Origin of the sequence: Kocuria tytonis, from assembly GCF_003226895.2 — a bacterium.
Taxonomy (GTDB): Bacteria; Actinomycetota; Actinomycetes; order Actinomycetales; family Micrococcaceae; genus Kocuria; species Kocuria tytonis.
The window spans coordinates 1,143,270-1,167,946 of the sequence record NZ_PNJG02000001.1; the positions used below are offsets into that span (position 1 = coordinate 1,143,270).

The 24,677-nt window shown below is 72.4% G+C and carries 20 protein-coding genes and 1 tRNA gene; 9 read left to right on the forward strand and 12 right to left on the reverse strand.

The genetic code is table 11. The features are described 5' to 3' along the window. Window positions 1-57: 57 nt before the first annotated feature. Complete coding sequence (locus C1C97_RS05125) at window positions 58-771, forward strand: VIT1/CCC1 transporter family protein (RefSeq protein ID WP_121030288.1); 714 nt, start codon at window positions 58-60, stop codon at window positions 769-771. Window positions 772-963: 192 nt separating this feature from the next. Here C1C97_RS05125 and C1C97_RS05130 read toward each other — a convergent pair whose 3' ends face one another. Further along, window positions 964-1,365, reverse strand: coding sequence for a thioredoxin family protein (locus C1C97_RS05130; RefSeq protein ID WP_110920848.1), 402 nt, complete (start codon window positions 1,363-1,365; stop codon window positions 964-966). A 166-nt stretch (window positions 1,366-1,531) separates the two neighbouring features. Beyond that, window positions 1,532-1,613, reverse strand: a tRNA-Tyr gene (locus C1C97_RS05135). 212 nt (window positions 1,614-1,825) lie between these two features. On the opposite strand from C1C97_RS05135, the gene C1C97_RS05140 reads away from it, so the two are divergent. Then, window positions 1,826-2,707, forward strand: a complete 882-nt coding sequence (locus C1C97_RS05140; RefSeq protein ID WP_121030289.1) for a patatin-like phospholipase family protein — start codon at window positions 1,826-1,828, stop codon at window positions 2,705-2,707. Between the two features lie 47 nt (window positions 2,708-2,754). Next, window positions 2,755-3,246: a YajQ family cyclic di-GMP-binding protein gene (locus C1C97_RS05145; protein ID WP_121030291.1), complete on the forward strand. Its 492-nt coding sequence runs from the start codon at window positions 2,755-2,757 to the stop codon at window positions 3,244-3,246. 152 nt (window positions 3,247-3,398) lie between these two features. Here the strand turns inward: C1C97_RS05145 and htpX are convergent, their stop codons facing one another. Together htpX and C1C97_RS05155 are read right to left on the reverse strand one after the other, a co-directional pair. Next, a complete protein-coding gene (gene htpX / locus C1C97_RS05150) occupies window positions 3,399-4,298 on the reverse strand; it encodes a zinc metalloprotease HtpX (protein ID WP_110920851.1) in 900 nt (299 codons plus the stop codon). A gap of 146 nt (window positions 4,299-4,444) precedes the next feature. Continuing rightward, window positions 4,445-6,184 (reverse strand): sigma-70 family RNA polymerase sigma factor, encoded by a 1,740-nt coding sequence (locus tag C1C97_RS05155; RefSeq protein WP_121030293.1) that lies wholly within the window; start codon window positions 6,182-6,184, stop codon window positions 4,445-4,447. 640 nt (window positions 6,185-6,824) lie between these two features. Here C1C97_RS05155 and C1C97_RS05160 point away from each other — a divergent pair. Continuing rightward, window positions 6,825-7,301, forward strand: a complete 477-nt coding sequence (locus tag C1C97_RS05160; protein WP_110920272.1) for a Fur family transcriptional regulator — start codon at window positions 6,825-6,827, stop codon at window positions 7,299-7,301. Between the two features lie 44 nt (window positions 7,302-7,345). Further along, window positions 7,346-8,869, forward strand: coding sequence for a catalase (locus tag C1C97_RS05165; RefSeq protein ID WP_110920273.1), 1,524 nt, complete (start codon window positions 7,346-7,348; stop codon window positions 8,867-8,869). 100 nt (window positions 8,870-8,969) lie between these two features. On the opposite strand, the gene C1C97_RS05170 is transcribed toward C1C97_RS05165, so the two are convergent. Then, window positions 8,970-10,460 carry an SseB family protein gene (locus C1C97_RS05170; protein WP_121030295.1) on the reverse strand — a complete coding sequence of 497 codons (1,491 nt, stop codon included), beginning with the start codon at window positions 10,458-10,460 and terminating at the stop codon, window positions 8,970-8,972. Window positions 10,461-10,801: 341 nt separating this feature from the next. Between C1C97_RS05170 and C1C97_RS05175 the strand changes: the two genes are divergently transcribed. Both C1C97_RS05175 and rarD read left to right on the forward strand, forming a co-directional pair. Further along, entirely contained in the window at window positions 10,802-12,211 is a 1,410-nt protein-coding gene (locus C1C97_RS05175; protein ID WP_121030297.1) for a DUF6882 domain-containing protein, read from the forward strand. A 49-nt stretch (window positions 12,212-12,260) separates the two neighbouring features. After that, the gene (gene rarD / locus C1C97_RS05180; RefSeq protein ID WP_121030299.1) at window positions 12,261-13,199 is read left to right on the forward strand and encodes an EamA family transporter RarD; all 939 of its coding nucleotides are present in this window, start codon (window positions 12,261-12,263) and stop codon (window positions 13,197-13,199) included. Window positions 13,200-13,477: 278 nt separating this feature from the next. Here rarD and C1C97_RS05185 read toward each other — a convergent pair whose 3' ends face one another. The 4 genes from C1C97_RS05185 to C1C97_RS05200 all read right to left on the reverse strand — a co-directional run bounded on the left by C1C97_RS05185 (window position 13,478) and on the right by C1C97_RS05200 (window position 17,902). Continuing rightward, a complete protein-coding gene (locus C1C97_RS05185) occupies window positions 13,478-13,684 on the reverse strand; it encodes a methionine/alanine import family NSS transporter small subunit (RefSeq protein WP_110920277.1) in 207 nt (68 codons plus the stop codon). Next, window positions 13,681-15,465 carry a sodium-dependent transporter gene (locus C1C97_RS05190; RefSeq protein ID WP_110920278.1) on the reverse strand — a complete coding sequence of 595 codons (1,785 nt, stop codon included), beginning with the start codon at window positions 15,463-15,465 and terminating at the stop codon, window positions 13,681-13,683. Before C1C97_RS05190 ends, C1C97_RS05185 begins: the two co-directional genes overlap by 4 nt. A gap of 93 nt (window positions 15,466-15,558) precedes the next feature. Continuing rightward, window positions 15,559-16,608 carry a polyprenyl synthetase family protein gene (locus tag C1C97_RS05195; RefSeq protein ID WP_407657248.1) on the reverse strand — a complete coding sequence of 350 codons (1,050 nt, stop codon included), beginning with the start codon at window positions 16,606-16,608 and terminating at the stop codon, window positions 15,559-15,561. Between the two features lie 22 nt (window positions 16,609-16,630). Further along, window positions 16,631-17,902 carry an NAD(P)/FAD-dependent oxidoreductase gene (locus C1C97_RS05200; RefSeq protein ID WP_121030301.1) on the reverse strand — a complete coding sequence of 424 codons (1,272 nt, stop codon included), beginning with the start codon at window positions 17,900-17,902 and terminating at the stop codon, window positions 16,631-16,633. Between the two features lie 237 nt (window positions 17,903-18,139). Between C1C97_RS05200 and C1C97_RS05205 the strand changes: the two genes are divergently transcribed. Together C1C97_RS05205 and C1C97_RS05210 are read left to right on the forward strand one after the other, a co-directional pair. After that, complete coding sequence (locus C1C97_RS05205) at window positions 18,140-19,546, forward strand: isochorismate synthase (RefSeq protein ID WP_121030303.1); 1,407 nt, start codon at window positions 18,140-18,142, stop codon at window positions 19,544-19,546. 88 nt (window positions 19,547-19,634) lie between these two features. Further along, window positions 19,635-20,405, forward strand: coding sequence for an ABC transporter substrate-binding protein (locus C1C97_RS05210; protein ID WP_121030305.1), 771 nt, complete (start codon window positions 19,635-19,637; stop codon window positions 20,403-20,405). Between the two features lie 10 nt (window positions 20,406-20,415). Here the strand turns inward: C1C97_RS05210 and C1C97_RS05215 are convergent, their stop codons facing one another. From C1C97_RS05215 to C1C97_RS05225, 3 genes are all read right to left on the reverse strand, one after another. After that, window positions 20,416-21,153 carry an SDR family oxidoreductase gene (locus C1C97_RS05215; protein ID WP_121030307.1) on the reverse strand — a complete coding sequence of 246 codons (738 nt, stop codon included), beginning with the start codon at window positions 21,151-21,153 and terminating at the stop codon, window positions 20,416-20,418. A gap of 50 nt (window positions 21,154-21,203) precedes the next feature. Further along, window positions 21,204-23,177: a 2-succinyl-5-enolpyruvyl-6-hydroxy-3-cyclohexene-1-carboxylate synthase gene (menD, locus tag C1C97_RS05220; RefSeq protein WP_121030309.1), complete on the reverse strand. Its 1,974-nt coding sequence runs from the start codon at window positions 23,175-23,177 to the stop codon at window positions 21,204-21,206. A gap of 159 nt (window positions 23,178-23,336) precedes the next feature. Further along, a complete protein-coding gene (locus C1C97_RS05225) occupies window positions 23,337-24,677 on the reverse strand; it encodes a sulfate adenylyltransferase subunit 1 (RefSeq protein WP_121030311.1) in 1,341 nt (446 codons plus the stop codon).

Here is a 24,677-nt window from a genome sequence, read left to right on the forward strand (position 1 = left end):
GCTGAGGTTTGGCTGCCCTGCCTGGAAGACCGGAGGATTCCGGCGCACACTACTCCCATGTCACAGCACACCATGGCAGAACCCCATGCCCAGAAGTCGGGGGACAAACTCAACAAGCTGCGCGCCGGGGTTCTCGGCGCGAACGACGGCATCGTGTCCGTGGCCGCCACCGTGGTGGGCGTGGCCGGCGCCACCGTCTCGACCGGGCCCATCCTCGTGGCCGGATCCGCGGCCGTGATCGGCGGCGCGCTCTCCATGGCCCTGGGCGAGTACGTCTCCGTGTCCAGCCAGAAGGACTCGGAGGAGGCGCTCATCGAGAAGGAGAAGCGGGAACTCGAGGAGATGCCGGAGGCCGAGCTCGAGGAGCTCGCCGGCCTCTACCGCGAGCGCGGACTGAGCGAGGAGACCGCCCGCCAGGTGGCGATCGAGCTGTCCGAGAAGGACGTGCTGCGAGCCCACCTGGACGCGGAACTGGGCATCGACCCGGACGACATCGCCAGCCCGTGGGCGGCCGCCATCTCCTCCGCCCTGGCGTTCTTCGTGGGTTCGCTGCTGCCCATGCTGGCCATCCTCCTCCCGCCGCCGGAGTGGCGGATCCCCATCACGTTCGCGGCCGTGCTCGTGGCGCTCGCGCTCACCGGCACGCTGGGCGCACGGCTCGGGAAGACCCCGTACGTGGCCCGGGCGGCCATCCGCGTGGTGGTGGGCGGCGCGATCGCCCTGGCCGCCACGTTCCTCATCGGGTCCCTGCTGGGGGTCTCCGCGGCCTAGCGGACGAACCCCGCCCGCGCGGGACGGTTCATGCGGAGCGCCCGCTCCCCGTGCCGGACCGGGTGCCGGGCGGCCCGGGAGTCCGGGGACGCCACGAGGGCGGCTCCCCGTCGGGGGAACCGCCCTCGTGGCGTTCTGCGTCGTGCTGCCCCGGCGCGGGGCCCGGAGCACGGCTCAGGAGCCGTGCGCGCCTCAGTTCTCGGGGGCCTCCGGCGCGGCGGCGGACTCGGCCTGCTGGGCCTGCTTCTCCACCTCGGCGCGGACCTCGTCCATGTCCAGGTTCTTGACGGCGTCGATGACCTGCTCCAGCGATGCCGCGGGCAGGGCGCCCGGCTGCGAGAACACCATGATGCCCTCGCGGAACGCCATGAGCGTGGGGATGGAGGAGATCTGGGCGGCGGCGGCCAGGCCCTGCTCGGCCTCGGTGTCCACCTTGCCGAACACGATCTCCGGGTTGTTCTCCGAAGCGGCCTCGTAGGTGGGTGCGAACTGCTTGCACGGTCCGCACCATTCCGCCCACCAGTCCAGCAACACGATCTCGTTGTCGGAAATGGTCTGACCCAGGGTGTCCTGGGTGATGTCAACAGTAGCCATGACACCCACCCTAGGGGTCCGGTTCCCGTGCTCTCCAGATCGTTCACTGCGGGCTCAAGGAACGCCCTGCGGGTGGACAGGGCCCGCCGGCGGGCACGAAAAAAGGGATTCCCCGGACCGTGTGGTCCGAGGAATCCCTGGATCGATGTGCGGCACATCATCTCGGTGGCAGGTGAGGGATTCGAACCCCCGTAGGCATTGCCAGCTGATTTACAGTCAGCCCCCTTTGGCCGCTCGGGTAACCTGCCGAGACGCCCTGCCCACGCAGGAGTCCTGCGCGGCGAAGCACCTCAACAGTACACGGTGGGCCACGGGGCCCCAAAATCGCCGAGGACGCGGCCCGAACGGTTGACCGCAACTGATCAGTCGCCTGATCATGGAGCCGCAGAGCATTCACATCCGGGGACCCGGTCTCCCGCCACGGGATGGCCGAGCACCCCGCAGCCAGGAGGCGAACACCATGCAGAACACCACACCGACAACCCGCGCCATCGTCCTCGGGGGCGGGGGAACGGCAGGCATCGCGTGGGAGAGCGGTCTCCTCGCGGGGCTCCTCGAGTCCGGGGCGGATCTCGGCGCCGCGGATCTCGTGGTGGGCACGTCCGCCGGGTCCTCGGTTGCGGTGCGGCTGCGCGCCGGCGCCATCAGCACGGAGTCCCTGCAGGCGGAGCTCGCCCAGGACGACGACGCCGAGCGGCCCGCCTCAGCATCGGCCGCCCCGCCGTTCGACCCGGAGCAGTTCATGCAGATGATGGGGGCGGCCGCGCAGGGCGCCACGGACCCGCAGAACGGGCGCGCACGGATCGGGGCGCAGGCGGCGGCGTCGACCCCTGCCATGAGCGAGGAGGCGTGGCTCGCGCGCATCGGCCACCCGCTGCCGCAGGAGTGGCCGGAGGGAAAGCTGGCACTGACCGCCGTGGACACTGCGGACGGCGAGTTCACGGTCTTCGACGCCGAGAGCGGCGTGCCCCTGGTGAAGGCCGTGGCAGCGAGCTGCACGGTTCCCATGGTGTTCCCCCTGGTGCACATCGACGGCCACGCCTACATGGACGGCGGCATGCGCTCCGCGACCAACGCGGACCTCGCCGCCGGGTACGACAAGGTGCTCGTGGTCTCGTGCAACCCGGAGCCGCCCACGAGTCCCTTCGGGCCCACCCTGGACCAGTCGCTGCGCATGATCGAGGAGACCGGCAGCGCACTGCACGTCACCGCGGACGAGGCCAGCCACGCGGCGTTCGGCACGAACCCCCTGGATCCGGCGAGTCGGATACCCTCGTTCGAGGCCGGTCTCGCGCAGGGACGCCAGCTCGCGGACCGGGTCAGGCAGTTCTGGAACGCGTGAGCGCACCGCGTTCCCCGGTTCGCACCCGAGCAGTCGAGGAGTAGACAGTGGCATCGGAATCATCGTTCGACGTGGTCAGCAAGGTGGACAAGCAGGAAGTGGCGAACGCCCTGAACCAGGCGCAGAAGGAAGTGGCCCAGCGCTACGACTTCCGCGGCGTGGGCGCGGACATCGACTTCTCCGGGGAGAAGATCCTGATCAAGGCCAACTCCGAGGAGCGCGCCCTGGCCGTGCTGGACGTGTTCCAGTCCAAGCTGGTCAAGCGCGGCATCTCGCTGAAGTCGCTGGACGCCGGTGACCCGTACGCCTCCGGCAAGGAGTACCGCATCGAGTCCGCCGTCAAGGAGGGCATCGCCCAGGACCAGGCCAAGAAGATCACCAAGCTGATCCGGGACGAGGGTCCCAAGGGTGTCAAGGCCACCATCCAGGGGGACGAGCTGCGCGTCTCCTCCAAGTCCCGGGACGACCTGCAGGACGTGATCGCCCTGCTCAAGGGCGCGGACCTGGAGGTCGACCTGCAGTTCATGAACTACCGCTGAGCGGACGCGGAAGGGCCGGGACGGAAGCCACCGTCCCGGCCCTTCTGCCGTTCCTGCCCGCAGGACGACCCGTCAGCGGTGTTCACGGGCTCCTCCTTCTGCCCTTCTGCCGTCCGTGCCCGCCGGATGACGCCGCCCGCTGCCCCGGGTGGTCAGCGGCCGTCCGCGCGGCCGCCGCGCGCCATGGCCTCCAACCGGGCGATCCGCTCCCCGGTGGCGGGGTGGGTGCGGAAGAGCCCGGTGACCGCTCCCCCGCGGAACGGGTTGGCGATCATCAGGTGCGAGGTGTTAACCAGTCGCTGGTCCTCGGGGTCCATGGGGCGCTGGGCCGCACCGCCCTCGATCTTGCGCAGCGCGGAGGCCAGCGCCAACGGGTCCCCGGTGAGCCGGGAGCCGTCCTCGTCCGCGTCGAACTCGCGGGTCCGGGAGATCGCCAGCTGGATGACCGTGGCCGCCAGGGGTGCCAGCAGCGCCATGAGCAGACCCACCAGGGCGTTGCCGCCGCGGTTGTCGTCACCGCGGCCCCCGCCGAAGATCGCCGCGAACTGCAGCATCTGGGCGGCGGAGGTGATGATTCCCGCCACCGCGGCCGCCACCGACGAGGTCAGGATGTCCCGGTTGTAGACGTGCATGAGCTCGTGGCCCAGCACACCGCGCAGCTCGCGCTCGTCCAGCAGCTGCAGGATGCCCTCCGTGCAGCACACCGCGGCGTGCTCCGGGTTGCGCCCGGTGGCGAAGGCATTGGGACTCATGGTGGGGGCGATGAACAACCGGGGCATGGGCTGCCCGGCCGCCCGGGACAGGTCGCCCACGATCCGGTGCATGGCCGGGGCCTGCTGCGGCGTCACCGGGACCGCGCGCATGGAGCGGATGGCGAGCTTGTCCGAGTTCCAGTAGCTGTACGCCGTGCCGAACAGCCCGAGCGCCGCGAACAGCACGATGAAGAACGAGCTGCGCGTGGTGCCCGCGATGACCCAGCCGATGCCCAGCAGGACCGCCCACATCCCGCCCAGGAGCAGGACCGTCTTCAAGCCGTTGTGGTGCCGGTGCATTCAGTGTTCTCCTCCGTGTGGCTGTACAAGCTGTCTTCGTGCCCAGTCGTCGTGCGGGAGGGCCGCGACGACCCTCCCGGGTGGCCCTTCGTGGCCGGCCCCATGCCCGTGGACGCGCACCCGGCAGGTGTCCCGTGCGGGGCGGGTCACCCGGGGAAACACACATCGATTAAGCCCGGGATGAATTCCTCACATGAAACCTTCGGGGGAACGGGTTCGCTCGGAACTGGAACGGGCGGGACGTTCTCGGACGGTGGGGGCACCGGAGTCTTGGACTCCCCGGGCGCCGGATTGGGCAGCAGAGTGCTCGTGCTGGGCGTGGGCGTCGGATGGACGGGTGCGGACGTCGGCACCGTTGGTGTGGCTATCGGCGAGGTGGGCGGGATGGTCGGCTGGACGGGTGCGGATCCCGGCGCGGTGTACCACGGCACGGGGGCCGGTAGTCCCGGGTCCTCGGGGCGCGGCACCGCCGCACCCGCTGCGGGGCCTCTCGACGCACCGGAGCTCGGCACGGCAGCGGCGTCCCCGCCCCCACGGTCCGCGGACGGCACGGGGTCGTTCGGAGCGGTTCCGTGATCCGCGGCACCACCCCCCTCCACCGCAGCGCCGTCCCCCTCCACCGCGGCACTCGGCTGCTCGCCCGGGCCCGCCGGGGCGGCGGGTTCCGGGACGCGCGCGCCGTCGCTCTTCGCGGCCCCGCGCGTCGGTGCGGCACCGCGACTCGGCGTGGCGCCGGCGGCGTCGTCGTCGGGGGACGGCTGGGTGGTGTGCTGCCCGGCCGAGAGGGTGTCCGCCTGGGAGTTGAGCACGCTCGTGAGGCCCACGGTGGAGACCGCGAGCACGAGCACGGCCCCGGCGGCCACGGACAGTCCCGTGGCGGAGCCGGTGAGGACACCCGCCGCCGACGAGAGGGATCCTCCCCCTCCCGCGGACGTCCCACCACCGGCGGACGCCGTTCCGCCCGACGCATCCGCGCCGTGGGCGGCCGGGGCGGTGGCGCCGAGCTGCGCGCCCGCCGCCGCGGTGCCCGCCCCCACCAGGGGCAGACCCGCGAGGGCCTCGGCCAGGCGACCGCCCGCGCCGCCCCACAGGGGCAGTGCCGCGAGGACGGGCAGGATCCAGCCGCGCAGCCCGAGACCGAGCTCCTGCAGCTGCAGGTACTCGGCGGTGCAGCGGCAGCACCGGTCCAGGTGCTCCTGGACCACCTTGGTGCGTGACGGCGTCAGGGAGCCGCGGGCGAACGCCCCGAGCTGGGACGAGTACTCGTGGCAGTCCTCCAGGGCCTGCGCGGAGACGTGCTCCTGCATGTAGGCCGCGCGCAGCCCCTCCCGCGCGCGCTTGCCCAGGGCCGAGACGGCGTTGGGGCGGACCCCCACCACGGACGCCACCTGGCGGGGTCTGCGCCCCTCGACCTCGAGGTACCACAGGACCTCCTGCCAGCGCTCGGGCAGGGACGCGAAGGCGCGGGCGACCACGGCGGAGTCCACCTGGCGCACCACGACGTCGTCGAAGAACTCCACGCGGTCCAGCGGGCCGTCCGGCTGCGGGGCCTCCGGGCGGGTGCGGGTGAGGTCGTTGGCGCGGTCCGCGGCCAGTCGGGACACGGCCGTGACCAGGTAGGCCCGCAGGAACTCGCGCGGTCCCCGGCCCTCCCGGAGCAGCCCGAGCACCCGGGTGAACGCCTCGGAGACCAGGTCCTGCGCATCGGCCTCGTTGCGGGAGTGCATGCGTGCCACGGCGAGCGCTGCCCCGCGGTGCCGCTCGAACAGTTCCCCGAACGCCGCGGAGTCCCCCGCGCGCACGGCGGTGAGCAGCTGCGCGTCGCTCGCGGGCTGCTCGTCGTGATCCGGGGTGCCTCCGGGGCGTGGTCCTGCTCTGTGTGACATGGCGCTCTCTGACACGTGGATGGGTGAACCGTTGCTCCATTGTGTCAGCCCCCGCTGGGAAGCGGCAGGCCGCGGCGCCGGATGACGGGGGAGGACACAGGGACGGGAAGCCGGTCGGGGGCGAGATCGGCCCCCCGCCGATCCCGCCCCCGTCTCCTAGTACCGTTCTCTCTCCCCCGCGCCGGGCAGCCCGCCCGGCAGAGAGACGCTCTCGCCCACCGTGCGCCACGTGATGCGTCCCCGTACTGACCGTGGCACCGGCTCGTCGGCCCCAGAGCGATCGGGCCGTCCGGAATCTTGTGCAGCCCGCACGCGATTCACTGTGTAGACGCGCGGGATGACGGATCGTGACGCGGAATCCGAAAACTTTTTTTCAGCACCGGTGCCACGACGCCGCCGCCACTCCTCCCCGGGGTCACTCCCCACTCCTTCCGACCCCTGGTGGGCGGCACCGGGGCGAGGGACGTGGAACGCCTCCCGGAGCGTCGGCGGACGGGTGGAAGTGGTGCAGCTGCCGACTCCGGGGCGCCGCCCGCGTGGGGCGCCCGTACCGGCACGAAGCCCGGAATCACGCGCCGGAACACGGGTTAGGTCGCACTAACTGTTATGAATTGCTCAGAATAAGGCTAGTCTCAAGGGCATGGAGACCACCGCCGAGACCGCCACCCGTCCCCGACAGGACGAGTGGACCTCGCACCTGCGCTCCCACGGGCGCAGGGTCACCAAGCAGCGTCTCGCGGTGCTGGATGCCGTGGACGCCGTGCCGCACGCCACGGCGGAGGACACCGTGCGGCAGGTCCGCTCGGTCCTGCCGAACATGTCCGTGCAGTCCGTCTACGTGGTCCTCGCGGACCTCGCGACCATCGGCATGGTGTCCAAGTTCGAACCGCCCGGATCCCCGGCGCGGTACGAGATCCGCACCGGGGACAACCACCACCACGCGTACTGCACCCGCTGCGGCCTCATCCAGGACGTGCCGTGCGCGGTGGGACACGCACCGTGTCTCACCCCCTCGCAGGACCACGGCTTCACGCTGCTGTCCGCCGAGGTGGTGTACAGGGGCATCTGCCCGCAGTGTCAGCACGACATCGCGGCGGACACCCTTGTGGCTCAGTAATTCCACTTCTTTCGTCGGATCCCATCCATCACCCAGGAGGAACCATGTCTGACACCACTGCCCACGAGCGCGGCCTGCGCGAGACCGGGTCGTTCACGACCACCCAGGAGGGCCTGCCGGTTGCCCCCAACGCCGATGCGCACTCGCTGAGCGTGGGCGCGGACGGCCCCATCGTGCTGCACGACTCCTACCTCGTGGAGAAGCTGGCGGCCTTCGACCGCGAGCGCGTCCCCGAGCGCGTGGTCCACGCCAAGGGCGCCGGCGCCTTCGGCGAGCTCGAGATCACCGAGGACGTCTCCCGGTACACCAAGGCGGCCGTGTTCCAGCCCGGCACCAAGACCCCCATGCTGGCCCGCTTCTCCACCGTGGCCGGCGAGCAGGGCTCCCCGGACACCTGGCGCGACCCCCGCGGCTTCGCCCTGAAGTTCTACACCACCGAGGGCAACCTGGACATCGTGGGCAACAACACCCCGATCTTCTTCGTCCGCGACGGCATCAAGTTCCCGGACTTCATCCACTCGCAGAAGCGTCTGCCCGGTTCCGGCATGCGTGACAACACCATGCAGTGGGACTTCTGGACCCAGTCGCCCGAGTCCGCCCACCAGGTGACCTACCTGATGGGCCCCCGCGGCATCCCCAAGTCCTACCGCCACATGAACGGCTACGGCTCCCACACCTACCAGTGGAGCAACGAGGCCGGCGAGCGCTTCTGGATCAAGTACCACTTCGTCTCCGACCAGGGCACCGAGGGTCTCACCGGCGCCGAGGCCGAGGAGATCGCGGGCAAGGACGCCGATGCGCACCGCCGCGACCTCTTCGACTCGATCGAGAAGGGCGAGTTCCCGTCCTGGACCATGTACGTGCAGGTCATGCCGTACGAGGACGCCAAGACCTACCGGTTCAACCCCTTCGACGTCACCAAGACGATCTCCAAGAAGGACTACCCCCGCATCAAGGTGGGCAAGTTCACGCTGAACCAGAACCCGCTGAACTACTTCGCGCAGATCGAGCAGGCGGCGTTCTCCCCCAGCAACACCGTTCCCGGTGTGGAGATCTCCCCGGACAAGATGCTCATGACCCGCGTGTTCTCCTACCCGGACACGCACCGTCACCGCATCGGCGCGAACTTCGCGGACCTGCCCGTGAACTTCCCGTACCGTTCCGAGCAGAACTCGTACTCGCACGACGGCCCCATGCGGTACACGTTCAAGCACCCGAACCAGCCGGTCTACGCGCCCAACACCAAGGGCGGGCCCGTGGCCGGTGCGGGTCCGGCCGCGGCGGACGACATGCGCTGGGAGTCCGACGGTGAGTTGCTGCGCACCGCCGCGACCCTGCACTCCGAGGACGACGACTTCGGTCAGGCCGGGACCCTCTACCGCGAGGTCTTCAACGACGAGGAGAAGGCCGAGACCGTGGAGAACATCGCCGGGCACATCGGCGACGTCACGGACCCGACCATCAAGGAGGCCGCCTTCCAGTACTGGGAGAAGGTCGACGCCGATCTCGGTCGCCGCGTCCGCGAGGCCGAGGCCCGCAACGCCGGCACGGACGCCTACGGCATCTGAGCCGCACCGGTGAGCGCGCGCCCCGCGCGCCGCTGACCACGTGAACAGGCCCCGCACCCGCTCCGGCGGGTACGGGGCCTGTTCGTCGTCCTGGTGCGCTCTAGTGCCCGGCGTCTTCCGGGCGGTCGTCCCGGTCCGCCGCACTGCCCTGCCCGACGACGTCGTCCTGTCCCGCGCCGCCCGGCGCGGAGGCGGCACTCTGCTCGGAGGAGCCGTCCTGTGCGGGTGTGCCGCCCTGCCCAGCGGCGTCGCCCTCCTCGCGCCGGCCGATGAGCTCGAGCATCTCGCGCAGCTGCTCGGTGGGCAGCGTGGCCACCGGGGCCATGGCATTGAGGCAGATGGCCGCGGCCCCCGCGTCCAACGCGAACTCGAGGATCTGCCGGGACGGTGCGGAGCGCACGGTCAGGGCGGGGTCCAGGGCGGCCACCTCGGCGGCGGAGGTGAAGACCAGCAGGGTGTCGGGCGCGGCACCCTCCTGCTCGGGCCTGACCATCACCGGGATGGTGTTCTCCCCCTCGTCCCGGGTCCCGAGCATCAGGTGGCCGTCCGGGTTGAACAGCGCACCCAGCACGTTGGCCATGTTGTCGTCCAGCAGCGCCTGCTTCAGGGGTTCGTTGTGGGGTGAACGCGCCACCCACTCGATCTGCTCCCGCGGGATGCGCAGGGCGTGCTCGGACGCGGGATCCACCACGATCTCGTGGTACTGCGGGTCCTGCGCGACCATGGCCAGCACGGCGCTGGCGCGCTGGCGCAGCAGGATGGGCTCGGTGCGCTCGGTGTCCTGGCTGCTGCGCGAGAACATCTCCCGGGCCTCGTCCGCGGCGGTGTAGACCGCCAGGGCGCGCCGGCCGTCCGGCTGGGAGACCGTCTGCACCCGGATGTGGGACTCCGGGCCCACCGGCTGGCCGTCCGCCGCGGGGACGAGCTGCGAACCGGAGACGTCCAGCAGCACCGTGCCCGCCAGCGCCTCGCGCAGGGCCCCGGCCAGGGCGCGCTCGCCCGGCTCCCGCACGTACGCCTCGGCGGCGGCCCGCAGCCGGGGGTGGACGTCACCGTGGGACTCGTCCTCGGCGGGGTCCGCGTACGGCAGGGTGAGACCCGCGCTCTCGGCCAGCTCCACGGCCCACAGGGGCGTGCGCTCCTGCGTGCGCGGGAACTCGCTCAGCTGGGCCAGGACGTCCGCGCCGGTGTACGGGCCCTCCTGCGCGTAGGTGTGGGGCATGTCCTCGAAGTGGTAGGAGGCGCTCGTGTGCAGGGTCGGCTCGGGCCAGCCCTGCGCCACGAGCGTCACGGCCGCGGAGAACCAGCTCCCCCGCCCCGGGACGTGGCAGCTACGCTGCAGCTCGGAGATGAGCTCCAGCACGGAGCTGTCCTCCTTGACGGGACCGGCCGCTCCGGGGATCACGGTGCCGCCGCGGTTCTCGACCACGCGCAGGTGCACCCTGCCGCCCTGGGGCTTGAACTCCACGAGCATGGAGTCCCACCCCGGCTCGGTGCGCAGCACGGACATCACCCACTCGCCCACCCGGGAGACGAGCTCCCGTTCGCTGCGGGCGGGGGTGTCGGATGCGGACTGGGGTGCAGAGCTCATGGCGCGTCAGTGTCCCTTCGACCCGGTCGCACCGGGCCCGGTGGTGGTGGGGGTGCGCGGCTCCCCGGACGGCTCCGGGCCGCGCGCACGCCCAGCCTAACCAATGTGCGCCCCGTCACCCCGGGCACGACGCCGCACGGTCACCCCGGGCACGACGCCGCACGGTCACCCCGGTCGCGTCCGCCGCACCGTCGCCCCGGGCACGACGCCGCACCGTCGCCCCGGTCGCGTCCGCCGCACCAACGGGCCCGGTCGTGTCAGCCGGACGACGCGCGGCCCCGAGCACGCCCCGGCCCCGGACGCGGGCCGTGGGGGCCTGCACCAGTTGTTAGCCTGGGATCATGACGAAAACTCTGCAGGAGCTGATCGACGCGTCGATCTTCATCTCCACCGAATACCAGGCGGTGCTGGCCGAGCTGTCCCAGGGTGCGGATTGGGACGTGGACTTCTCCGCGCCGTCGTTCACCCTGCGCACCGAGCCGCCGGTCACCCTGACCCCGTACCTGCTGGGCACGGAGTCCGCCGCGCGCGGTTCGTTCGTTTGGTCGTGGCAGGAGCTGGGCCACTTCGACCCCCAGGTGGTCTCCGCCGCGGTGCAGACCAGGCAGACGGGTGAGCGCCACGGCGTCGCGGAGCTGACCACGGACGAGCTGCCCCTGCAGGAGGGACTGGCGCGCCGCCTGACCCTGGCCGCGAAGGCCGCCACGGGCCTGTACGCCCACTACCCCGCGCGCGCCGGTGGGAACATCACCGCGTGGCTGCTGCTGGACGGCCCGCAGTTCGAGCTGCCGCGGCTCACGGAGCAGCGCATGATGCAGGTCATCGGGGAGTCCCTCACCACGGACACCGCGGTGGACCACAACCTGGCGGTGGCCAGCTACGCCAAGCTGCGCGGCGCCCACGTGGAGTGGGACACGGACGCCACCTGCGTGGTCACGGTCCACGACGGCGCCCAGCGGTTCTGGTTCGACGAGCACCAGATCACGGGTGTGGAGCCCGCCGAGCCCGCCGTGGGCGAGGACGAGCTGCGCGAGCTCGAGCGCCAGGCGCAGACCCACCGCGAGGCCCTGTTGGAGGACCGCCGGGCGGCCGGCGGACGGGCCGAGCAGCTGGGTGCGCAGCAGCGCGCCGAGGCCGCGGAGCGCAAGCGGCGCGAGCGTGAGGAGGCCGCCGCAGCGGCGTCGTCCGCCCCGGCCGCCGAGGAGCAGCCACTGCCCAGCGAGCTGTCCCCCGAGGAGATCGAGGCCCCGGAGCCCGCGCAGCCCGAGGGGGACGTGGCCGTCCCCGCGAGCCAGGTGCGGGACGCGGACCTGCCCTTCGACCAGGAGCCCACCCCCGGGCCCGCCGAACCGGGTCGGGTGGAGACCACCGTGCTGCCCGGCCCGCAGGACGGCGCCGCCACCGCCGGACCGCAGGCCTCCCCGCACCCGGACACCACGGCCATGTCCCGCATCCCGGACCCCGAGTTCGCCGCCACCCAGCCGGGCGCACCCGACGACGTGCCGGCGGAGACGACGCGGGACGCGGATCGCGCAGCACCGGCCCCCGCGGCCGAGGAGCACCCCGTCCGCGAGGAACGGGTGGCCCACGAGGAGGTGGTGGACCGCGAGACCGTGGCCGGCCCCGGTGCTGCGGACGACGACCTCTCCGCCCCCGCCGTGGTGGACGGCGAGGAGGTCGAGACGAACGAGCAGGCCGAGCGCAAGGGCAAGAAGAAGCGCGGCTTCCTGAGCCGCTTCTTCGACCTGTGAGCGCCGCCCCGCGTTCCTGAGGCGAACGCACCGGCGGTACGATGCTCCGGTGACTGACACCTTGAGCCCCGGCCCGGATCCCGACCACCAGAGTCGGGTCCGGGCCGGAGTCGGTTACGGCTTCGGCGCCTACGCCATCTGGGGGCTGCTGCCCCTGTACTTCGTGCTGCTGGCCCCGGCCGGTCCGTACGAGATCGTGGCCATGCGCATCCTCTTCTCGCTCGTGTTCTGCCTGCTGCTGCTCGCCGTGACCCGCGGGCTGCGGCAGTTCCTCCGGGTGTTCCGGGACGGGCAGGCCGTGCTCGCGCTGAGCGTGGCCGGTGTGCTGATCGCCGGGAACTGGCTGCTGTACACCGTGGCCGCCACCACCGGGCGCACCCTCGAGGCCTCCCTGGGGTACTTCATCAACCCGCTCGTGGCCATCCTGCTGGGCGTGCTCGTGCTGCACGAGAAGCTGCGTCCGCTGCAGTGGGCCGCCCTGGGAGTGGGGATCGTGGCGGTGCTGGTGATGTCCGTGTTCTACGGCGCCGTCCCCTGGCTGTCCCTGGGGCTCGCGTTCTCGTTCGGCTTCTACGGTCTCGTGAAGTCCCGCCTGGGCGCCCGCTACCCGGCCCTGGTCACGCTGGCGGCCGAGACCACGATGATCACCCCGCTGGCCCTGGTGGCCGTGGCGCTCCTGGGTGCCCACGGCGGCATCACCCTGGTCTCCGAGGGTCCCGGGCACTTGCTGCTCATGCTCTCGGCGGGCGTCATCACCGCCGTGCCCCTGCTGCTGTTCGGTGCCGCCGCGTCCCGCCTGCCGCTGAGCACCGTGGGCATGATCCAGTACGTGGCACCCATCGGCCAGTTCATCCTGGCCACCGCGCTGTTCCACGAGGCGATGCCGCCCGAGCGCTGGGCCGGTTTCGGGCTCGTGTGGTGCGCCGTGGTGCTGCTGGTGCTCGACGCCGTCCGCGCCCCTCGCGCGCCCCGGCTCCCCCGCCGCTGACCCGGTCCTGGCACGGCCCTGGCACCGCCGCCCGGTTCCGGCCCCGCCGGACACCCGGCACGGCGTGGGCGGTGGGCTTCGGGCCGTAAGCTGCGGGCTGCCCCGGCTGGGGCTTGCGGGCTGTCGGCTGAAGGCTACGGGGCTTGTGGGCTTGCCGGCTGTGGGCTGTGGGCTGCCGGCTTACGCGCTTGCCGGCTGCCGGCTGCGGGCTGCGTCCCACGGAAAAGGCCACCCCCGACGAGATGCCGGGGGTGGCCTTCACCGTGTGGTGCCGGGGATCAGACGCGGTCCCGTTCCGGTTCGGTGCCGGCGGTCGCCGCGGTGGACGCGGAACCGTCCCGGTCCGCGGCGTGCTCGGCGTCCGACGGGGTGTCGAGCTCGTCCACCTCTTCCGGGGAGCGCTTGATGTTGACGAGAGCGAGCAGCAGCCCGCCCCACACCATGACCATGGCCACGACCATCATGATGACTGCGGTGGAGCTCATGAGAGTTCTCCTTCGGTGGGGCGGGACTGTGAACCGGTGGCTGGACGGGACTGAGCACGATCGGCGCCGTCGGGGACGTTCTCCCCCGCCGAGTGGGCCCACGGTGCGTCCTTGCGCACCACGGTGCCGCGGTCGATCGCCCGCAGGGAGAAGTCCTGGTCCAGCGCGGCGGTCCGACCGGCGGTGCCGGTGTAGTGGGTCAGGGGGTCGTGGCGGGCGATGGCCTTGCGGTCCAGGTACGCGTCCTGGATGGCCGGTGCCGGGCTGGTGAAGGCCTCCGCGGTGCGCCTGCTCCACGGCAGGCGGGACAGCAGGAACGCGATCACCACGAGCGCCGCGGCCATGCCCCAGCCGAACGTGTTGACGAACCACTGCGGCATGTCGTTGTAGCCCTCGGACGCGGTCTTGGTGACCTGGTCGATGAGGATGTAGCCCAGGATCAGCGGCGTGATGCCGCCCGCCATGATCATCCAGGTGCGGCCCAGCTTGAAGGACGAGACCGAGTTGATGTGGTCGCGCAGGGTGGGCAGCGCCGTGAAGCCGGCCGAGAGCAGCATGACCGAGATCAGGGCCGCGGTCACGATGCCGAAGTTGTTCACGAACGAGTCCACCACGTCCAGCAGGTTCAGACCCGTGGTGGTGGGGAAGAACAGCAGGGACAGGGCCGCCAGCGGGATGACCACCAGGGACACGGCCGCGGGGCGGGAGAGCCCCAGCTTGTCGCGGACGCCGGCCACGATGACCTCCACGATGGAGATCAGCGACGTGAACCCCGCGAAGGCCAGGGCCCCGAAGAACAGCACGCCGATCAGGGTGCCGAACGGCGCCTGGGAGATGATGGCCGGGAACGCGATGAACGCGAGGCCGATGCCGGAGGTGGCCACGTCCGCCACCTGGGTCCCGGAGGCGTTGGCCATGAAGCCCAGGGCGGCGAACACGCCGATGCCCGCGAGCAGCTCGAAGGACGAGTTGGCGAATCCCACCACCAGGGCGGAGCCGGAGAGGTCCGAGCGGGGCTTGAGGTAGGACGCGTAGGTGACCATGATGCCGAAGCCCACGGACAGGGAGAAGAAGATCTGCCCGTACGCGGCCACCCACACGGAGGAGTCCGCCAGGGCGCCCCAGGACGGGGTGAACAGCGCGTCCAGCCCCTTGGCGGCACCCGGCAGGGTCAGGGCCATGCCCACCATGATGAGGAACATGACCACGAGCAGCGGGATCAGCACCACGTTCATCTTGCCGATGCCGTTCTGCACGCCCAGCATGAGCACCACCAGCAGCACGAGCCAGGCGATGGCGGTGGCGATGAACACGGGCCAGATGAAGTCGAAGCCGATGGTCACCTGGTCGGAGACCCTCATGTAGTCCTTCATGAAGAAGGACGCTGGATCATCGCCCCAGACCTTGCCGAAGGAGAACACGGTGTACTGCATGGCCCAGCCGATGATCAGCGCGTAGTAGATCGCGATCACCACGCAGATGCACAGCTGCCACCACCCGATGGTCTCCAGCTTGGGGTGCAGGCGGCGGAAGGACAGCGGCGCGGACCCGCGGTACCGGTGACCGATGGCGTAGTCCAGCATGAGCAGCGGGATGCCGGCGGTGAGCAGTGCCACCAGGTAGGGGATCATGAAGGCGCCGCCGCCGTTGTCGAACGCGACGTACGGGAAGCGCCAGATGTTGCCGAGACCGACGGCGGAGCCGATCGCGGCGAAGATGAACATGGTGCGCCCGGAAAATGCTTCCTTGGCGGCGCCGCCACGTGGTTTCTCTGTGGACATGGGTGAACCTCACACGGGAAGAGTGCCCACAGGCGCGCCAGGACGGGCTACGGCGCGCAAGTGGCCGATGAATTCCTCAAGTTTACTGAGAACTCAGCCGTGGCGGTGTACCACCGCGTGGGCGAATTCGATCAGTGCTGCCTTGGCCACGGAGTCCTGGAGTGGTGCCAGGGCCGCGATGGCCTCGTCCGCCCACCGGTTGGCGATCTGCCAGGCCTCGGCGGCTGCGGGGTGGTCCGAGACGGCGGCCACGGCGGTGGCCAGGGCGTCGTCGTCGGTGAGGTCTCCGTCGATCAGACGGAGGACGTGGTGTGCGGAGGCCGCGACGGCGGGGTCGGGGCCGGCGGCGTCACGGCGCAGCAGCAGCACGGGGAGGGTGTCCACGCCCTCGCGCAGGTCCGTGCCGCGGGTCTTGCCGGAGACGTCCGGGTGCCCGGTGAGGTCGATGATGTCGTCCGCGAGCTGGAACGCGAGGCCCACCTTCTCGCCGTAGACCACCATCAGCTCCACCACGGAGCGGGGAGCGCCTCCCAGCAGCGCGCCGTACTGTCCGCTCGCGGCGATGAGCGAGCCGGTCTTGCCGGAGAGGACGTCCACGTAGTGGGACACGGGGTCCTCGTGCTCGGCGGGTCCCGTGGTCTCCTTCAGCTGCCCGATCACGAGACGCTCGAACGTGGTGGCCTGGATCATCAGCGGTTCCTGGCCCAGCGCGGAGACCAGGGCGGAGGCGCGGGCGAAGATCATGTCACCGGTGAGGATGGCCACGGTGTTGCCCCACACGGTGTGCGCGGTCTGCACGCCGCGGCGCATGGGAGCGGAGTCCATCACGTCGTCGTGGTAGAGGGAGGCCAGGTGGGTCAGTTCCACCACCACGGCGGCCTCGATGACGTCCTCGTTGACGCTGCCGGCCACCTCGGCGGCGAGCAGCGCGAGCAGCGGGCGCACGCGTTTGCCGCCGGCGGCCAGCAGGTGGCGGGCGGTGACGTCCGCGAGCCGGTCCGTGGCGTGCACGGCCTCCCCCAGCCGTTCCTCCACGCGTTCGAGCGAACGCAGCATGAGGGGACCCAGGCGGGGATCCTGGGCAATGAGCTCGAAGCCTGCGGGCAGACGCAGGGAGCCATCAAGGCGGCTGGGTTCAGTCACGGTCCACCACTCTATCGACAAATCACGACGCGGGCGTCAGTGCATCCAGCACCGCGACGGCGCGGTCCGCCGCGGTTCGGGCGGGGCGGTCCGAGAGCTCCGTCATGACGTGGACCGCGAAGCGCATCAGCGCCGGGACGTGCATCCCGGCGCGCACGGCGGCGGACAGGACCGCGGGGTGGCCGATGAGCTCGGCGAGCGCCCGCCCCTGCGTGAAGTGGGCCCCCCACTCCGCGCGCACGAGCTGCGGGTAGCGGGCCAGGGCGTTCTCTCGCTGCTGGGCGCCGTTGGCCCCGGCGGCGTCCACGATGCACGAGGCGGCGAACAGCGCGGACTCCATGGCGTTGGAGATCCCCTCGCCGTTGAACGGGGAGACCAGCCCGGCGGCGTCGCCCAGGAGCATGAGCCCGGGGGCGTAGTGGGGGGTGCGGTTGCCGGCCATGGGCAGGGCGGCCGAACCGGGGCGACCCACCTGGTGCTCGGGGTCGAAGTGCCACTCGGCGGGCATCGAGGCCGCCCAGTCGCGCAGCACCGAGCGGTAGTCGAGCGTCCCGAAGGCGGGTGAGGTGTCCAGGATGCCCAGGCCCACGTTCGCGGTGCCGTCCCCCACGCCGAACACCCAGCCGTAGCCGGGCAGCAGGGAGCGCTGCGGGGAGGAGCCGTCCGCGAGCTCGAGCCAGCCCTCCATCCACTCCAGCTCGGAGCGCGGGGAGAGGTAGTAGGTGCGCACGGCCACGCCCATGGGGCGGTCCGTGCGCCGGTGCAGCCCCGCGGCCACCGCGGTGCGCGTGGAGTTGCCGTCCGCGGCGAGCACGAGGTCCGCCCGGTACTCCTCCGTCTCGGCCGTGCGCCGGCCGGTGGCCGGGTCCATCACGGTGGCGCGCACTCCCACCACCCGCCCGGTGCCGTCCCGCAGCACGTCCCGCACGGAGCGGTGCTCGATCACGCGGGCACCGGCCCGCCGGGCATGCCGGACGAGGTCCTCGTCGAACCCGGCGCGCGTGCGCACGAGTCCGTAGGAGGGGAAGTCGCTGAGCTCGGGCCACGGGAACTCCACGGTGCGCCCGGCGGCGACGAGGCGCAGACCGCGGTTGCGGGCGTACCCGTCCACCTCCGCGTGGGGCAGGCCCATGAGGCGCAGCTGCCGCACGGCCCGCGGTGTGAGCCCGTCCCCGCACACCTTCTCCCGGGGGTAGCCGGACTTCTCCAGCACCGTGACGGGGATGCCCTGGCTCGCGAGCCAGTACGCCGCCGTGGCACCGGCGGGGCCACCCCCGCTGATCAAGACCTTCACTGCGCCGCAGCCCTCCGCGTTCTCGGCAGCGGGGCGCGCACCACTCGGTGCGCCGTCCCCCGGACGAATCACCGCTCATTGTGTCACCGCCCTCCGACGCCGTCCGCACCGCACCCGCCGCCCGGGTGACGCGCGCACCGGCCCGGGGCGGGCACGTGCCGGGGTACCCGTGCTCACGGGCGGTTCTCCCCGGGCGCGGGCGGACCGGCCGCCCGGCGCGTCCTATGCTGGTGGGCGATGACAACAGAGTTCCCCGCGCCCCGCCTGAGCGCGCTCACGCTGCCCCTCTCGGAGGTCCCCTCGGCCGCGGACTTCGCGCGTGATCCAGACGTGCGCCGGCTGCTGGCGAGCGAGGACCCGGCCACGTGGATCATGCGCGGCCGCGGTCTCGTGGGGCTCGGACGCGCCGCGTCCTTCCGGGTCCGCGGCGGCACGCGGTTCACCTCCGCCCGCGTGTGGTGGGACGCCGTGAGCCAGGACGCGGCCGTGATGGACCGGGTGGACCGGCCGGGCACCGGACTGGTGGGCTTCGGCGCGTTCGCGTTCGCGCCGTCCTCCACGGTGGAGTCCGGGCTCATGGTCCCGGAGCTCGTGATCGGCACCTCGGACGACGCCGCCTGGCTCACCCTGATCTCGGACGGCACCGCCGCCCCCACGCCCGGGGACGTCGACGCCGCCTGGCAGCGCCTCGCACGCCTCGCCCCCACCGGCGCGGGGGGCGCGGGGACGGGCAGGGGTGCAGCGGCCGGCGCCGCGGCGTCGTCGTACCCCACGGCCGTGCCCGGCGCGCTGGACGAGGAGCGCTGGATGGCCGCCGTGGCGGACGGCGTGGGCATGATCCGTGCGGGCGAGCTGGACAAGCTCGTGCTCGCGCGGGACGTGGTGGTGGACACCGGGGAGCCCATCGACCTCGGTGCGGTGCTGGGGCGGCTCAGCGACCGCTTCGCCACGTGCTGGACGTACTGCGTGCGGCTGGGTGCGGAGCACGACGCCCCCGGAGGCGCCGGGCGGCTGCTGGGCGCGACCCCCGAGATGCTCGTCCGCGTGCACCGCGGGACGGCCTCGGCGCGCGTGCTCGCGGGGACCCTGGACCGCCAGGACCTGCCCGAGGGCGCGAACCCCGAGGACTTCGCGGTGACCGAGCTGGGTGGCTCCGAGAAGCAGCAGCGCGAGCACCGCTTCGCCGTGGACTCGCTGATCGCGGGTCTCTCCCCGTACGCGGACGAGGTCTCGGGCGGCGAGCACCCCTTCATCCTGGCGCTGCCCAACGTGTGGCACCTGGCCTCGGACGTCACCGCCCGGCTGCGCGCCGGCGTGGACGGGACCCTGCCCTCCGCGCTGGAGCTCGCGGAGGCCGTGCACCCCACGGCGGCGGTGTGCGGGACCCCCACCGAGACGGCCGGCGCGGTCATCGAGGACCTCGAGCGCATGGACCGCGGGCTCTACGCCGGACCCGTGGGATGGCTCGACGGCGCCGGGAACGGCGAGTGGGGCATCGCCCTGCGCGGGGCCGTCCAGCTGGACGGACACACCGCCCGCGTGAGCGCCGGCTGCGGGATCGTGGCGGAGTCCGATCCGCGGGCCGAGCTCGCCGAGACCTGGGCCAAGCTGCGGCCCATGCTGGAGTCGCTGCCCGCCCGGTGACGCCGGGCCAGCCGCGGGCCGGCACCCCTCCGGGTGGGGTGCGTAGTACGATCGCCCCAGGTTCAGGCCCGCTCAACGAGGAGTACCCATGCCCGCTCCGCGCCGGTTCGCGTCCGCGCTCGCCGCCGTCTGCACCGCGGGCGTCGCCCTCGCGGGGTGCGGGAGCACGTCGGACGACGACGCACGGGCGAGTCAGGGCCCGGGCACGTTCACGGTGTGCACCAACTCGCCGTACGCCCCGTTCGAGTTCGAGCGCGACGGCGAGACCGTGGGATTCGACATGTCCCTGGGGCAGGAGATCGCCCGGGACATGGGCAGGACCATGCGGGTGGTCCGCGCGGACTTCCACACCCTGGAGTCCGGTGCGGCCCTGGACGAGGGGCGGTGCGACGCCGCCATCTCCGGGATCACCATCACGCCCGCGCGGCGCAGGGCCGTGGACTTCTCCGAACCGTACTTCAACGACCAGATCGCCCTGCTCACCACCAAGGACTCCGGGATCACCGGTTTCGCTGCGGTGGGCACACGGACCGTGGGGGTCCAGCGGGCCACCTCGGGAGCGCAGTACGCCAGTGACAGGAAGCTCACGGTCCGGGAGTACGAGGACGCGGACCTGATGTTCCGGGCGCTGGGCTCCGGCAAGGTCAAGGCCGTGTCGGGCAACATCTCCACGCTGTCCCGGCAGGCCAGGGAGCATCCCGACTTCCGTCTGGTGCAGACCGTGGACACCAACGAGAACCTCGGGGTGGCCGTGAAGAAGGGCAACACGGAGATCCTGGACGCCGTGAACCGCACGCTGGAGCGGATCACGCGTGACGGGACCGCGGACTCCCTCAAGGCCGAGTGGATGGGCGTTTAGCCCCGCCCGGTCAGCGCATCCCGGAGGGTCGCACCGAGACGACCTCCACCGCCGAGGCGCGTTCGGCGTCCACCGCCATGCGCACCGCCGCGGCGATCTGCTCGGGCTGGATCCAGTCCTCGGGGCGGTACTCCTGGCCCATGTACTCGTGCAGCTCTCGCTGCATGTCCGTGGCCACGCGCCCGGGGTGCACCGAGGACACGCGCACGCCGTGCTCGCGCTCCTCCTCCCGCAGCGCATCCGTGAGCGCGCGCAGCGCGAACTTGGTGCCCGAGTACAGCGCGGAGGACGCGCGGGAGGTGAAGCCGGACCCGGAGTTGATGGCCACCACGTCACCACCGGCGGCACGCAGGTGCGGCAGGGTGAGTCGGGTCAGCTGCGCCACGGACACCACGTTGACGTCGAAGATCTGCTCCCACATCTCGCGCGGGGCGTCCGCCACCGTGGACTGCGGGGCGATCCCGGCGGAGTGCACCAGCACGTGCAGTCCCGGGAACTCCCGCGCCAGGGGCTCCCACGCCGCGGCCACCTGCTCGTCGGAGGTGACGTCCGCCACGAAGGGCCGGGTCCCGGGGCCCACCCCGGAGAGTTCCTCGCGCAGCCGCTCCACGTCCTGCTCCGAGCGCCCGCCCACGAACACCACGTGGTCCTTCGCGAGGTCGCGGGCCACGGCGCGGCCGATGCCGCGGGTCGCGCCCGTGACCAGTGCGGTGCGGACGGGGTTCTGCTGGGAAGTCTGTTCACTCATGCCGCCATGCTAGCGAGTGGCCCCGGGCGTTCCCCACCCCGGGAGGCGGGTCAGCCGCGTGCCAGGTGCTCCTCCGCCGCGCGGGCGCCCGCTTCCCGGGCCGCTGCGTTGAACTCCCGCAGCGTCTGCCGCTCCAGGACCACCTCCACCACCCGCCGCCCCACCACGGGTGCGGCGAGGGCCGCGGTGAGTTCGATGGCCGTGCCCGCGCGCACGTGCTCCACGCCGTACGCCGCGCACAGCTCCGCGATACCCGCGCGGTGCGGGGTCCCGAAGAACCGCTCCACCGTGGCGGCGTACCGCGCGTCGAGCCCCAGGCCCCCGTGCTCCAGGGTCTGGAAGATCCCGCCACCGGAGTCGTTGACCACCACCAGGTGCACGTCCGGGACCTGTTCGCCGTCGCCCAGGAGCAGCCCCCCGGCGTCGTGCAGGAAGGTGAGGTCCCCCATCACCGCGCGCACGGGGCGCCCGGTTCCGAGGCCCACGCCGTGGGCGGTGGCCACGGTCCCGTCGATCCCCGCGAGCCCCCTGTTGGCCACCACGGGGAGCGGCTGCCCGGCGCGGGCCACGAGGTCCACGTCCCGCACGATGGTGGACGAGCCCACCACGAGCACCGACCCGTCCTCGCAGCTCGCGTCCCAAACCGCCCGGGCTACGTGCAGGCGGGTCAGCTCGTGCTGCGAGTCGGCGCGGCGCAGCACGGCGGCGTCGGCGACGCCCCCCGCGTCGCGCCACGCCTCCAGCCACCCGGGTTCGGCAGTGCCGACGGCGCTCGCGGCCTCCTCGAAGCCGCCCACCTCGGTCTCGGGGCGCCGACCGCTCTCGAACCACGGCGCCGGGTCCGGCCGCACCGCCACCACCCGGACGTGCTCCCGCCTGAGCAGGGCGGCGACCGTGCGGCTGAGGGTGGGGCGGCCCACCAGGACCAAGGTGTCGATCCGTCGCCCGAGCCGGGTCTCCAGCAGGCTCTCGTAGGAGGCGATGGCCGCGTCCCCGCTGCGCGCGTTCGAGGAGGGTTCCGCCAGCAGCGGCAGCCCGTGCTCCAGGGCGAAGCGCGCGGTGGCGGCCCCGGCGCCGTCGCCAGCGAGGACCACGGGGTGCGAGGTGCCCTCGGCAGCGGGAGCACCACCGCGCGGTGCGGCAGAGCCGAGGGCGGGGGCGGTGGGCCCGTGGGTCCCGTGCGCTCCACCGGCCTGCCCGGCCCCGGCGGACTCGTCCGGCACCACCCGTTCTGCGGAACCGGGCGCCCGCTGGACGCCTTCCGGATCTGCGGGGTTTGCCGGGCCTGCGGGGCCTGTGGAAGCTGCGGAGCCTGCGGGCAGGAAGGGTTCCGCCATGACGGACCACGGGTGGGCCGTGGGCTCCGGGACGCCGGCGCGGTGCAGCTCCGCCGCGAGGTCCTGCGCCCAGGCCGTGAGGTGTTCGTGGTCCGCGTCGGAACCGGGGAACAGGGGGTCCCGCAGGGCCACGTTCACGTGCACCGGGCCGGGCGGGGTGCGCTCGTCACCGCCCAGCGCCGCGAGCACGGGCTCCACCAGGGCCGCGGTCCGGGGGCACCCGGTTGTTCCCGTGGCGTCCGCGGGCTCGCCCGCTGCGGGGGTGGGCGGCGGGAGCAGGTCCACTGCGGCCCGCACGAAGTTCGCGAACATTCCGGGCTGCCGCGTGGTCTGGTTGGCGCCGGTGCCGCGCAGCTCCGGGGGCCGGTCCGCGCTGAGCACCACCACGGGCACTCCCGCGTGGGAGGCCTCCATGACGGCGGGCAGCAACTCACCCACGGCGGTGCCGCTCGTGGTGACGACGGCGCACGGCAACCCCGTGGAGCGCGCGATCCCGAGGGCGGTGAACGCGGCGTCGCGCTCGTCGATGCGCACGTGCACGGTGAACGCGCCACTCGCGTGCGCGGCGGCCGCGGCGTAGGCCAGCGGCGCGGAGCGGGAGCCCGGGGACACCACCAGGTGCTGCATGCCCCGCAGCGCGAGAACCCGCAGGACGGTGGTGGCGGAGAGCAGACTGGGCGTGATCACCCTCCCGAGGGTACTCAGCCGCCCCGACGCTGGTGTCACCACGCCGCCCAGGAGGCTCGGCCCAGGCTCCGCCTCGCCAGTGCGGGCGGGACGGAGCCTGGCACGGCACCCGCTCGACGGCACCGTGGAACCGGACCGGGCGGCGTCGTCAGCCGGGGCTCAGATGGCCCACTCCCCCGCGTCCGCGCGGAGGCTGCCGAGCACACCCGGGGTGTGGACGCTGTCGTCCTGGACCATGCCCGCGGCCTGGGTGCGCCCGGACTGCGGGTCGATCAGCAGGAACGAGCCGAGCGCGTGCGACTGCGTGTACGCGGTGGTGAACAGGGGCTCGGCCACGCGGATGCTCACCCGCCCGATGTCGTTGAGCTCGAACGCGCCCACCGACTCTGCGGCGAGGCTCTCCAGGTTCAGCCGCCCGTCCAGGGAGCCCACGATGCCGCGGACCACGCGCGTGGTGTGCTTGAGCAGCACGCGCTGGCCCTCGCGCAGGGGGTTCTCGTCGTCCAGCCAGCACACCACGGCGTCCACGGTCTTGGAGCCCTGCAGTGCGGCGGCGGGGGTGGCGAGCAGGTCACCGCGGCTGATGTCGATCTGGTCCGCGAGGCTCAGCGTCACGGACTGCCCGGCCACGGCGTGCTCGGCCGGTGCACCCGCCACGTCGATCCGTGTGACCTCGGTGGTGCGCCCCGCGGGCTGGACCGCCACGGAATCGCCCACGGCCACGGAGCCGGAGGCGATCTGCCCCGCGTAGCCGCGGTAGTCCGTGAACTCCGGGGACACCGCCGCTGACTGCGGGCGGATCACGGTCTGCACCGGCAAGGCGAACGGCTCGGAGCGGGTGAGCTGGGAGGCGTCCGGGAGGTTCTCCAGCCAGCCCAGCAGGGACGGACCCGAGTACCAGGGGGTGGTCTGCGAGGGCTCCACCACGTTGTCCCCGCGCAGCGCGGAGACGGGGATGCTCTGCAGGTTCAGCACGCCCAGATCGTCCGCGAGCGCGTGCAGGTCACGGTCCAGCGCCTCGAACGCGTCCTGGGCGTCCTCCACCAGGTCGATCTTGTTGACCGCCACGATCAGGTGCGGCACGCCCAGCAACGCGGCCACGGCCAGGTGGCGCCGGGTCTGCTCAACGATCCCGTGGGTCACGTCCACCAGCACGATCAGGGCGTCCGCCGTGGACGCACCGGTCACGGTGTTGCGGGTGTACTGCACGTGCCCGGGGCAGTCGGCCAGGATGAAGCTGCGCGCGGGGGTCGCGAAGTAGCGGTAGGCCACGTCGATGGTGATCCCCTGCTCGCGCTCTGCCCGCAGCCCGTCCGTGAGCAGCGCGAGGTCCGCGGAGTCCAGCCCGCGCGAGCGGCTCACCCGTTCCACGGCCTCCAGCTGGTCCACCAGGATGTTCTTGGTGTCGTGCAGCAGGCGGCCCACCAGGGTGGACTTGCCGTCGTCCACGCTGCCGGCCGTGGCGATCCGCAGCAGGCGCGGCGTGTTCTCGGTGCTCAT